The organism is Geobacter metallireducens GS-15 (genome assembly GCF_000012925.1).
Lineage (GTDB): Bacteria > Desulfobacterota > Desulfuromonadia > Geobacterales > Geobacteraceae > Geobacter > Geobacter metallireducens.
The window spans coordinates 173592-185862 of sequence record NC_007517.1; the positions used below are offsets into that span (position 1 = coordinate 173592).

Consider the following 12271-nt stretch of genomic DNA (forward strand, 5'->3'; position numbering starts at 1 on the left):
AGCCCCCATGAGACACCCCGAATTCACTCCCCGAAGAGTCTACGTCGCCGCCTCGTACATGGCCCCAGTGGGGCGCTACGACGGCAAGCACCGGGAACAGCTCTCCTTCCTCGACCTGGCCGAAAAGGCCAAGTCGGTCTTCAACGATTCACCGGTGAAACCCCGCGCCATCGAGGCGGTGGTGGTCGGCTCCCAGAGCCCCGTGGCCTTTTCCGGCGTCGACAACACCGCCGCCAAGATCGCCGGGGTCGTGGGGGTCTCGGGGGCCAAGTCGGTCCTCATCGACACCGCCTCCTCCTCGGGCGCCTCGGCCTTCGAGAACGCCTACCTCCAGATCGCCTCGGGCCGCTGCGACCATGTGCTCGCCATCGGCATCCAGAAAATGAGCGACGCCCCCACCACCGAGGCGACCCGCATTGTCGCCGGGGTCATCGACAAAGACGAGGCTGAATTCGGCCTCAGCATGCCCGCCTGTGGGGCACTGGTGGCCCGGGCGCTCATGGAGCGGCACGGCCTCTCCATTGACGAATGGACCGCCTTCTCGGCCCTCCTCACCCAGCGGGCCCACCGCTACGCCGCCAGGAACCCGGACGCGCATTTGAACAGGGAAATCCCCTTGGAGGAGTACTACCGCCAGATCATCAACGGGAAAAACTACCGCTACTGGTGGCCCCTGCGCTACCACGACTTCTGCCCCATGTCCGATGGCGTGGCCGCCGTGATCCTCACCGCCGCCCCCCAGGAGGTGATGGTCTCCGGCGTGGGGAGCGCCACCGATATCCCCACCATCGCCGACCGCAACTACTTCCACTCCTTCCCCGCCACCGTGGCCGCCGCCGCCGAGGCCTACGGCATGGCCGGCATCAGGGACATCCGCGCCTTCGCCGGGAAGATCCACGTGAACATGCACGACCCCTTCAACGGCTTCGGCCCCATCAACATGGTGGATCTCGGCTTCGTCCCCCGGGGGCGCATCCTCGACGCCCTCCTGGACGACGCTTGCACCGGGGAGAACGGCATGTTCCCCACCAACCTCACTGGCGGCCTCAAGGGACGGGGCCACCCCCTGGGGGCCACCGGCATGATCCAGGTGGTGGAGAACCACCGGATGATTCTCGAAGGGCGCTTCCAGGCCGGCGTCTCCCACTCCATCGGCGGCCCCATCAACAACAACATCGTCACCCTCCTGGAGCGGAGCGACCACTACGAGCGCCGTCCCCACGAACCCTACAAGCCGTGGGGGCTCCCCTCCCTGGGCCGGCTCAAGCCGAAGGAAGTGACCGTTGACGCCCTCCTGGCGGAAACCGGCGTCGTGGAAGGGACCTTCGTCACCGCCACCACCCGCTTCGACTACAGGAGCGGCGACCCCGAGGGAATCATCACCATCGTTTCCTGCCGGGCACAAAGCGGCAAAAGTTACCGCTTCCTCTTCGGCATCGCCGGCGAGAACTACCAGCAACTCATCAAGCTCCTCCCCGGCGACCGGATCAGCCTGGAGCGGAGCGACGGCCAGATCCTCCTCAACCGGATGCCGGTGAAGAAGTTCTACCAGCGCACCATCGACGGGCTGGTGGATCTGGCAGGGAGCGGGTGGAAGAGGCTGACGGGGTGGTAACCTGCGCCGGAGGAATGGTGAAGAAACCTTTTTATACATGGGATGGTGATACCCTGGTGCTTAATATCCTCGGCACGCCCAATGCCAAACGGGACGCCATCGGCAAGGTGAAGGGTCACCAGCTCTGTGTTAGTGTGACGGCTATCCCCCGCGCCGGGCGGGCGACCGACCATATGGTACGATTTCTGGCTGACGAATTCGGCGTATCGGTCGGAGATATTCAGGTTGTGTTCGGGCGCATGAATGTCAATAAACAGTTGCGGATCAAGGCGCCGAAACGGTTGCCGCCGCTCATCGGGCAGCAGGAATTTCCTCTCTGATCCCCCATAAAGGAAACAATGGAACAGTATCCTTCCAATGACCACGAACAGCTGCTGGAACTGGCCACCATGCGGATGCCCTTTGGCAAATATCAGGGGCGCCGCCTCATCGATCTGCCGGAGCCCTATGTCGTCTGGTTTGCCGGGCAGGGCTTTCCCGAAGGGAAGCTGGGCACCATGCTGCGCGCCGTCTATGAAATCAAGGTAAACGGGCTCGAATATCTGTTCGACCGGTTGCGGTGACGTTGCCGAGCGGCGACAGAACCGGGCCAAACCACCGCCACGGAGACTCCCCATGACCAACAAGACCATCGACCCCTCCGGCCTCGTCCCCCCCGAGCGGGACGCCTGCGCCATCATCTGCTACATCAACAAGGAGGCGCGGCCGACCCACGGCAACGTCCAGCGGACCATCGAGGCCCTCATCAAGATGGGGCACCGGGCCGGGGAGATCAACGGCGAAGGGGACGGCTGCGGCGTGCTGACCGACATTCCCCGCATGATCTGGCGGGAGGTGCTGGCCGGCGCCGGCCATGACCCGAACCTGGCCGAAATGCCGGGCTTTGCGGTGGGGCATCTGCTGCTCCCCAAAGAGGCCACGGCGGCCGATCCGCAACTGCAGGACAAAATTCTTGCCCGCTTTGCCACGGCCGGGGTCCAGCTTCTGGTGGAGCGCCCCGGCATCGTCCGGAGCGAGGTCCTCTCCAGCCGCGCCCGGGAGGGTGAGCCCCTCTTCTGGCAGGTGGCGCTGCTCTGCCCGGAGAAGGTGGCGGCGCCCGCGCTCCTCTTCGAGCTCCAGACGGCCATCGAGCGGGATTTCCCGGTGCACGTGGCGTCGCTGTCGGCTGACGTTGCCGCCTGGAAGGTCCACGGCTCGCCGGAGATCCTCTCCCGTTACTATCCCGAGCTGAAGCGCCGGGAGTTCCTCTCTTCGGTCACCATCGGCCACAGCCGCTACTCCACCAACACCCTCCCCACGGTGCTCCGGGCCCAGCCCTTCTCGCTCTTGGGGCACAACGGCGAGATCAACACCATCGCCCGGCTCCGGGAGGAGGCCCGGATGATGGGGATACCGCTTTTCGCCGACGGCTCCGACTCCCAGGACCTGAACCGGACCCTGGAAGGGCTCATGTTCCGCTACGGCCTCACTCTCTTCGAGGCCATGGAGGTGGTCTTTCCGCCGATCTTCAGCGCCATGGACGGCATGGCGCCGGAGCTAAAGTCCATGTACACCTGGTTCCGCCGCTTCCTGAAGGCGAGCGCCCAGGGGCCGGCGGCCATCATCGCCCGGCATCGGGAACTCTGTGTCTTCAGCGTGGATGCCATGGGGCTGCGCCCCCTCTGGGTGGGGGAGACGACCAAGGAGATCTTCGCCTCCTCGGAGCTGGGGGTGGTCCCCCACGAGGAGATTTTGGCCGACCCGAAGCCCCTGGCTCCGGGCGAGAAGGTGGGGGTACGGATCGCGGCGGGGCGCACGGTGGAACTCGTGGACCATCCGGCGCTCAGGCAGGAGATCTACCAGAGCTTCCGGAAGCGGACGAACCTTCCGGCCCAGGAGAAGGCCCTTGCCGCCGGCGCTGAGTTGCAAGGTGGGGCCCCCGCGCTTGCGGCCCGCTTTGGGCGAAACAGTAAACTCCACCAGGACAACCTCATGTCGGCCTTTGCCTGGAAATCCAGCGACCTCTCCAATCTCCGGGAGATGGCGAAAAACGGCTCCGACCCCATCGCCTCCCTGGGGTACGACGGCCCCCTGGCCTCCCTCTCCAACCAGCGCCAGAACCTCTCCGACTACTTCAAGGAGCAGGTGGCGGTGGTGACCAACCCCGCCATCGACCGGGAGCGGGAGGCGGAGCACTTCTCCACCCGGGTTTACCTGGGGCCCCGGCCCCAGTTCCGGGGTCCGGCCCGGCCGGGAGTAGCCCTGGAGGTGCCGCTTCTGACCGGCGGCCGCCGCACCGGCACCGATCCGGACGACGTTGCGGTGGCCCGGGAGTTCGGCACCGCCACCCTGGAGGGGCTCGTGGCCGCCTTCGGCGAGGGAAAGGGGCGCTGCCGGGTGATCCCCTGCTTCATGGGAAAAGACGAGCGCCTCGGCGACGCCCTGGCGCGTCTCACGTGCGAAGCGGTGGGAGCGGTGACCCGCGGCGCGACAATGCTCCTCCTGGACGACAGCGACTGTTTCGGGCCGGGAAAGAGCTTCATCGACCCGTTCCTGGTAACGGCGGTCCTCCACAAGGGGCTCAAGGAGACCACCGACTCCGCCGGCGAGAGCCAGCGCCGCCGGGCATCGCTGGTGGTCCGCTCCGGGGCGCTCCGGAGCCTCCATGATCTCATCTTCGCCCTCGGCATGGGTGCCGACGCCCTCTGCCCCTACCTCATGTGGGAAGGGGCCGGCGACACGGCCGGGGTGCGGAACCTCCTCTCGGTCCTCGCCAAGGGGCTCGAAAAGGTCATCTCCACCATGGGGACCCACGAGATCGGCGGCTACGGCAAGTACTTCGCCTCCATCGGCCTCTGTGGGCACCTGGCCGGGATCTTCGAGACCCCCAACTTCTGCGGCTCGGGGCAGGGAGGACTCACCCTGGAGCGGCTGGAGGCCGAGAACCGCTCCCGTTCCGCCGTGGCCCGCAGCCGCCAGAAGCAGCCGGTGCCGGTGCAGTTCCGCCTTTATCCGAAGATCTGGAAGATGGTGGGGGCCGTGGCCAAGATGGAGGAGACCTACGCCGACCTCTCCCGCCTCATCCAGCAGCTAGAAGCGGAGAATCCCCTGGCCATCCGGCATCTGCTGGACCTCCGCTACACCTCGGAGCTGACCGTGGACCCGGACGAGGTGGACACCTCCGTGGGTGACCACACCCTGCCGATTCTCTTCTCGGCCATGAGCTTCGGCTCCCAGGGGGAAACCCCTTTTAGGATCTACGCCGAGGCGGCGAAGCGCCTCAACATCGTCTGCATGAACGGCGAGGGGGGAGAGATCGCCGACATGCTGGGCCAATACCGGAAGAACCGGGGGCAGCAGATCGCCTCGGGGCGCTTCGGGGTAAACATGGCGTTCCTCAACTCCGCCGACTTCCTGGAGATCAAGGTGGGCCAAGGGGCCAAGCCGGGCGAAGGGGGGCATCTCCCCGGCTTCAAGGTGACCGCCAAGATCGCGGCGGCCCGGCACGCCACGCCCGGCGTCTCCCTCATCTCACCCTCCAACAACCACGACATCTACTCCATCGAGGACCTGGCCCAGATCGTGGAGGAGCTCCGGACCGCCAACCCGACGGCCCGCATCTCGGTGAAGGTGCCGGCGGTGGCGGGGATCGGCACCATCGCCCTCGGGGTGGCCAAGGCCGGGGCCGACATCATCACCATCAGCGGCTACGACGGCGGCACCGGCGCGGCCCGCAAGCACGCCATCAAATTCGTGGGGCTCCCGGCGGAGATCGGGGTCTCCGAGGCCCACAAGGCCCTCGTCTCGGCCGGGATGCGGCAGAAGGTCGAAATCTGGGCCGACGGCGGCGCCCGCACCGGCCGCGACGTGGTGAAGCTGATGCTCCTCGGCGCCAACCGGGTCGGCTTCGGCACCATGGCCATGGTGGTCATCGGCTGCACCGCCTGCCGGGGGTGCCACCTCGGCACCTGCCACGTGGGAATCGCCACCCAGATCGAGACCACGGAAGAGGCGGAAGCGAGGGGGCTCAAGCGGTTCGTCCCCCGGGTCCTGGAGAACGGGGTCATTTACATGTGCACCTTCTTCCGGGGGATGAGCCGGGAGATCCGGATCCTCACCGCCAAGCTCGGTTTCCGGCGGACCCGGGACATGGTGGGGCGGAGCGACCTCCTCGGCCAGGCCCGGGGTCTCGACCGCCTCGACCTGGCGGAGCTACTTCGCCCGGCCCAATCGGCGGAAGCCTCCTCCTTCGAGCCCGAGGTGCGCATCATCCGCAAGCCCCTCAACTATCTCACATCCCTCATCTCCGGGCTCGTGACCGACGCCTTTGCCGCGGGGGAGGAGCGGGTCCGCTACGACGACGACAACGCCACCAGCTCCGACCGGGCCATCGGCACCCATCTGGCCGGCGCCTACGTGCGGGGGATGGCCGAGGGACGCTTCCGCCCCGAACAGAACGCCCTCCTCCAGTTCCACCGGGATGCCATCCCGGGCAACGGCCTTGCCGCCTTCTCCATCAACCGGATCAACATCCTGGTGGAGGGGGGGGCCCAGGACGGGGTCGGGAAGTGCGCCTCCGGCGGAAAAATCGTCATCCTCAAGGGGGAGAACCGGGAAGGGCGCCGGGTGGGGGGAACCGTGGGCAAGGGGCTCGCCTACGGCGCCCAGGGGGGAACCTTCCTCATCCAGGGGGATGCCGACAGCCGGGCCTGCATCCGCCTCTCCGGGGCCGACGTGGTCTTCGGTTCCCGCATCCGGGAACCCCTGGACGACTCCCGGGGAGACACGGCCTGCCGGGCAAATCTCAAGGGGTTCGCCTTCGAGTACATGACCGCGGGGCGCGTGGTTGTCCTCGGCGATCCCGGCCCCTGGATCTGCTCCGGCATGACCGGCGGCGTGGTCTACTGTCGCCTGGACGGGGCCATGGGGCTCGACCGCGAGGCCCTGCGCCGGCGCCTGGCCCGGGGAGCCGGGGTGGAAATCCGCGACATCGGGGAGGAGGATGTGGCGGCCATCGGTGAACTGCTGCTCAAATACCACCGGGAGCTCCTCCACTCCCACCAGGAGGAGGAAGCCGACGCCGTGGAGAGAATCATTGCCGCGGCCCGGAGCGGCTTTGTGAAGATCGTGCCGGAAAAAAATATTGTTACCCCCCGGAGTACGGAGTGATACAATCCGTTCCGGCGAATACAAGGAGGTAGTGCCATGGCCCGCAACGTTTACGTCGAGAAAGATGTCTGCATCAGCTGCGGTCTCTGCGTTGAGACGGTCCCCGAAGTGTTCCGTTTCGACGACGACAACCTGGCCGAGGCTTACGACCCGGCCGGCGCCGCCGAGGAGAAAATCCAGGAGGCCATCGACGCCTGCCCGGTCTCCTGCATCCACTGGGGGTAGCCGGGCGCCAAATCCCATGAAACAGGAAGACCAATGATTATCCTTATCCTGAACTGCCGGGGCTTTTCCATCCATTTCCAACTCTTCGACTGGTCCACCCGCACCATCCTCGCCCGGGGGGACGTGGACCGGATCGAGCTGGGCGATTCCTTCATTGTCATGGAAGTCCCGGGCCGGGACCCCTACCATCTGGACTCGGACTGCTCCAGCTTCGGAGCCGCTGTGGCCCTCATCCTCTCCACCCTCACCCATCCCCTGGAGGGACCCCTTGACCGGGTCGAACAGATTGCCGCCGTGGGGCATCGGGTTGCCCATGGCGGCGAGCGGTTCACCTCGTCGGTCACCATCAACGAAGAGATCATTGCGGCGGTCCGGGGATTCGAGGAGCTGGCACCGCTCCACATTCCCGCGAACCTGGCGGGGATCGAGGGGGCCATGGCAACCCTTCCCCGCACCCCCCACGTGGCAGTCTTCGACTCGGCCTTCCATCAGACGATGCCCCTCCACGCCTACATCTACCCCCTCCCCTGGGAGTGGTACGAAAAGCACGGCGTGCGACGCTATGGCTTCCACGGCGCACCCCACTGCTACGCGGCGCAGCGGGGTGCGGCCCTCTTGGGGCGCGATCCGGCGGCATGCAACCTGGTCACCGTCCACATCGGCAATGGCACCTCCCTCTGCGCCGTGGAGGGGGGACGCTCCATCGACACGAGCATGGGGCTCACCCCCCTGGAGGGGACCATGATGGGGACCCGCTGCGGCTCCATCGATCCCGGCATCCCCCCCTTCATGATGCAGGAGGAGCAGCTTGCTCCCCGGGACATGGACCGGATCCTCAACCAGCGGAGCGGGGCAGCGGGAATCACCGGGCTGAAGCTGGATCGGGCTGCGTTCCTGGCCCGGGCCGCAGAAGGAAACGAGCGGTGCCTCCTGGCCCTGGAGATGGAGGCCTACCGCCTCAAGAAGCACATCGGCGGCTACGCCGCGGCTCTCGGCCGGCTCGACGCCGTGGTCTTCAGCACCGCCTCGGGGGAAGGGGAATGGCTCGTGCGGGAGAAGACCCTCGCCGACATGGAAATCTTCGGCATCCGGCTCGACCGGGAGCGGAACCGGGCGGCCCGTTCCGTGGAGCGGGAGGAGCGGATCAGCGCCGACGACTCCCCCGTGGCGGTCTACGTGGTCCACACCGAAGAAGAGATGGTCTATGCCGAGGAGGTGGCGGCCCTCCTGAACGGCGCCGGGGGATGACAAACGCCTGAAACGGGGTAAACTGTTTTTCTCACCGAATTCCATCCACCAAGGAGAGACTTATGTCGCTGGAAGGCAAACAAGCCCCCGACTTCACCCTGGAAGGGAGCGACGGAAGGAAGCACTCCCTGAAGGATTACGCAGGGAAGACCACCGTCATCTATTTTTACCCCAAAGACAGCACCCCCGGCTGAACGAAGGAGGCCAACGGCTTCCGTGACCTGAAGCCGGAATTCGACAAACTGGGCATCGGCATCCTGGGGGTGAGCAAGGACAGCCTCAAGGCCCACGACAAATTCGTCCGGGACCAGGAGATCCCCTTCACCCTCCTCTCGGACCCCGACACCACAATGATGACCGCCTACGGCGCCTTCGGCAATAAGCTCCTGTACGGCAAGACCACTCTGGGGGTTATCCGCTCCACGGTGGTGGTCGGCCCCGACGGCACCGTGATGAAGCACTGGCCCAAGGTGGCCAAAGCCGACGCTCATCCGGCCCAGGTGCTGGATTACCTCAGGAAGACGGCTGCGTAGGGAGATCCCATGGCCGCAAGCGGTGAATCCTTTCTCGTCACCTGTTCCGCCTGCGGCACAGCGAACCGGGTGCCGGCAGAAAAGGAAGGAGTTGCGGGACGATGCGGCAACTGCCGAGGGACGCTTCCCCCCCTCTACCTCCATCCGGTCCCCCTTACCGACCGGAGCTTCGATCCCTTCGTCGCCGGGTATCCGGGCCCTGTCCTGACCGAGTTCTGGGCCCCCTGGTGACCCCACTGCCAGAGATTCGCACCGGTGGTGCGGGAAATAGCGCGCGAGCTTGCCGGAAGGGGGGTGGTGGCCCAGGTGAACACCCAGGGAAATCCCCAGGTGGCGAGCCGTTTCGGCATCCGGGGAATCCCGGCCCTCGTCCTCCTGCAGAGGGGTAAGATCCTCGGGTCCCTGAATGGTGCCCAGTCGAAGGAGTCAGTCCTTTCCTGGGTCCGGAGCACCCTTCGCTGACACCGGGCTGAATCGGCAGCCGTCCATTACGACCGTTGACATGAGTTCCTCGTGCGCTAGAGTTTGAACTTGGCATTTCACTCGACATCACGGAGAGTAGAATGCAGCAAACCACCGTCGCAAACCATTCCCTCTTCCCGACCCTGCCGCCCGAGTTCCTCCCCCTGGCGCTCTATACCGTTGCGGCAACCGTCCTGATCGGCGTCCTCCTCCTGGCCGCCTGGTGGCTCGGCGCGAAGACCACCAACCGCAACAAGGAACTCCCCTACGAATCCGGGGTCATCCCCACGGGAAGCGCCCGCCTCGCCTATCCGGTCCCCTTCTACCTCATCGCCATCTTCTTCATCGTCTTCGACGTGGAGGCGGCCTTCATCTTCGCCTGGGCCACGGCCTGGCGCGAACTGGGTCTGGCGGGGCTCATCCATATCACCTTCTTCATCGTCATCCTCCTCCTGGGGCTCGTCTGGCTCTGGATGAAGGGAGGCCTCGACTGGGGCCCTTCCCGTGAACGGAGGTGAGAAACGTGGCTTTTCCGCAATCTCTGCGTAAGTCTTCGGGACCGCTTGTGCGACGTAGCGCTGCTACGTCTCCGCGCAGTCCTTCGACAGCCTTGATCTTGCGAAAAATCCACGTTTCTCGAAAAGCAGGATTAAATAATGGAAGAGACTGAAATCCCACAGAACATAGTGCTGACCCGCCTGGACGACCTCATCAACTGGGGGCGCGCCAATTCCCTCTGGCCCATGTTCTTTGGGCTCTCCTGCTGCTTCGTGGAGATGATGACCTCCTTCACCTCCCGCTACGACATCTCCCGCTTCGGGGCCGAGGTGCTCCGGGGGACTCCCCGGGAGGCGGACCTGATGGTCATCGCCGGCACGGTCTTCAAGAAGATGGCCCCCTCCATCCTTCGCCTCTACGAGCAGATGGCCGAGCCCAAGTGGGTCATCTCCATGGGGAGCTGCGCCAACTCCGGCGGCATGTACGACGTCTACAGCGTGGTCCAGGGGGTGAACCAGATCATCCCGGTGGATGTCCACGTCCCCGGCTGCCCGCCGCGCCCCGAGGCGTTCCTCCAGGGGGTGATGCTCCTGCAGGAGAAGATCAGGCGGGAAGAGCGCCCCGCACGCAAAGTTCTTCACATGGCCGGCGGGACCGAGGGGACCACCCGGCCGGTCCTCGTGGACGGGGTGACGAAATCCCGCGACACCCGCGGGCCGGGGATGGAGGGAATCGCCATTCGCGGCACCCCGGTCCAGCATCCCCGCTTCTGGATGTCCCGTTCCGACGAGATGTGGCGCCCTCCCGCGCCGCGGCACGACTATCCCGACTTCGGCCTCGCCGGAGAACTGGAGACGATCTTCGGCGGCCGGGTGGCGGTGGAGCAGGCCGCCACCGACATGCTCACCTACCGCTGCCCTCCGGAGCTGGTGCCCGAGGTGCTGCGCCACCTGAAGAGCCGAAGCTCCGCCCCCTTCCGGCGCCTGGAGGACGTGGTCTGCGTGGACGAATCGTGCCGCCGGGAGCGGGAGCGGTTCCCGGACTTCACCGTCAACTACCACCTCCTGAACTTCGACATCCCCGGCCACCTCCGGATCAAGACGGAGCTGATGGGGGAGACCCCGGAGCTTCCGAGCGCGACCGGCGTCTTCCCCGCGGCCGACTGGTACGAGCGGGAGGCCTTCGACATGTACGGCATCCGCTTCGCCGGGCATCCGAACCTGCGCCGCATCCTCATGCCCCCCGACTGGGAGGGGCATCCCCTGCGCAAGGAGCACCCCTTCCGGGCCACGGAGATGCCTCCCTACACCACCGACGATGCACGGCGCCACCAGGCCCTGCCGGCCAGCGATTTTTTCGATAGAATCGACGAGGAGACCTTGATCATCAACCTGGGCCCCCAACATCCGGGGACCCACGGGATCATCCGCTTCATCCTCAAGCTGGACGGCGAGGAGATCGTGGACATGGACACCGACATCGGCTACCACCACCGGGGGGCCGAGAAAATCGGCGAACGCCAGCACTGGAACCAGTTCATCCCCTACACCGACCGGATCGACTACCTGGCCGGGGTCCAGAACAACCTCGCCTACGTGAACAGCGTGGAGCGGCTCTGCGGTATCACCGTGCCGGACCGGGCCATCACCATCCGGGTCATGCTGGCGGAGCTCTTCCGGATCGCCAGCCATCTGGTCTGGCTCGGCACCTTTGCCGCCGACGTGGGGGCCATGACCCCGGTCTTCTACACCTTCACCGACCGGGAGAAGATCTTCGACATCATCGAGATGGTCACCGGCGGCCGGATGCACCCCTCCTGGTTCCGGATCGGCGGCGTGACCGAGGATCTCCCCGAGGGGTGGGACGGGGCGGTGAAGGAATTCCTCGACTGGATGCCGGGCCGGCTCAAGGAGTACGAAGACCTCCTGAAGGAAAACCCAATCTTCAAGGCGCGGCTGAAAGGGGTCGGCGTCATTACGAAAGACGAGGCCATGGAGTGGGGAATCACCGGCCCGAACCTTCGGGCCTGCGGCATGGCGTGGGACCTGCGGAAGAAAATCCCCTACAACGGCTACCAGCACTTCCACTTCGAGATCCCCACGGAGGAAGGGGGGGACTGCTGGGCGCGGTACCGGATCAGGGTCGAGGAGATCCGCCAGTCGCTCCACATCGTGGCGCAGTGCCGGAAGGAGATGCCCGCCGGCCGCTGGATCACCGACGACTACCGCTATGTCCTCCCCAAGAAGAGGGACACGCTCCACGACATCGAGTCCCTCATCCACCACTTCATCAACGCCACCCGGGGGATGGCGCCCCCCAGGGGGGAAAACTACAGCGCCATCGAGGCTCCCAAGGGGGAAAACGGCTACTTCGTGGTGAGCGACGGCCTCAACGTCCCGTACCGGGTGCGGATCAAGACCCCGAGCTTTCCCCACATCCAGGCGCTCCCCCTCATGAGCCGAGGGTGGCTCGTGGCGGATTTTCTCGCCATCATCGGGTCCATCGACTTTGTACTGGCGGATCTGGACCGGTGAAAAGGTTT

The 12271-nt window shown here is 65.8% G+C and carries 10 protein-coding genes; all 10 read left to right on the plus strand.

Annotation, left to right across the window (positions count from 1 at the left end):
- The first annotated feature begins 7 nt into the window (after positions 1–7).
- The 10 genes from GMET_RS00725 (at position 8) to GMET_RS00770 (ending at position 12263) form a co-directional block, all read left to right on the plus strand.
- Positions 8–1615 (plus strand): thiolase family protein, encoded by a 1608-nt coding sequence (locus GMET_RS00725; RefSeq protein WP_004512729.1) that lies wholly within the window; start codon positions 8–10, stop codon positions 1613–1615.
- Positions 1616–1629: 14 nt separating this feature from the next.
- Positions 1630–1935: a DUF167 domain-containing protein gene (locus GMET_RS00730; protein WP_187148460.1), complete on the plus strand. Its 306-nt coding sequence runs from the start codon at positions 1630–1632 to the stop codon at positions 1933–1935.
- 18 nt (positions 1936–1953) lie between these two features.
- Positions 1954–2178, plus strand: coding sequence for a DUF3820 family protein (locus tag GMET_RS00735; protein ID WP_004512731.1), 225 nt, complete (start codon positions 1954–1956; stop codon positions 2176–2178).
- Positions 2179–2230: 52 nt separating this feature from the next.
- A complete protein-coding gene (locus GMET_RS00740) occupies positions 2231–6763 on the plus strand; it encodes a glutamate synthase-related protein (protein ID WP_004512732.1) in 4533 nt (1510 codons plus the stop codon).
- Between the two features lie 36 nt (positions 6764–6799).
- On the plus strand, positions 6800–6988 hold the full coding sequence (locus GMET_RS00745; protein ID WP_004512733.1) for a ferredoxin: 189 nt from the start codon (positions 6800–6802) through the stop codon (positions 6986–6988).
- Positions 6989–7021: 33 nt separating this feature from the next.
- Positions 7022–8236, plus strand: coding sequence for an acetate/propionate family kinase (locus GMET_RS00750; protein ID WP_004512734.1), 1215 nt, complete (start codon positions 7022–7024; stop codon positions 8234–8236).
- 62 nt (positions 8237–8298) lie between these two features.
- Positions 8299–8769 (plus strand): peroxiredoxin, encoded by a 471-nt coding sequence (locus GMET_RS00755; RefSeq protein ID WP_011365628.1) that lies wholly within the window; start codon positions 8299–8301, stop codon positions 8767–8769.
- Between the two features lie 9 nt (positions 8770–8778).
- Positions 8779–9231, plus strand: a complete 453-nt coding sequence (locus tag GMET_RS00760; protein WP_011365629.1) for a thioredoxin family protein — start codon at positions 8779–8781, stop codon at positions 9229–9231.
- Positions 9232–9332: 101 nt separating this feature from the next.
- Positions 9333–9749 carry an NADH-quinone oxidoreductase subunit A gene (locus tag GMET_RS00765; protein WP_004512739.1) on the plus strand — a complete coding sequence of 139 codons (417 nt, stop codon included), beginning with the start codon at positions 9333–9335 and terminating at the stop codon, positions 9747–9749.
- A gap of 138 nt (positions 9750–9887) precedes the next feature.
- Positions 9888–12263 (plus strand): NADH-quinone oxidoreductase subunit B/C/D, encoded by a 2376-nt coding sequence (locus GMET_RS00770; protein ID WP_004512740.1) that lies wholly within the window; start codon positions 9888–9890, stop codon positions 12261–12263.
- Positions 12264–12271 lie beyond the last annotated feature (8 nt).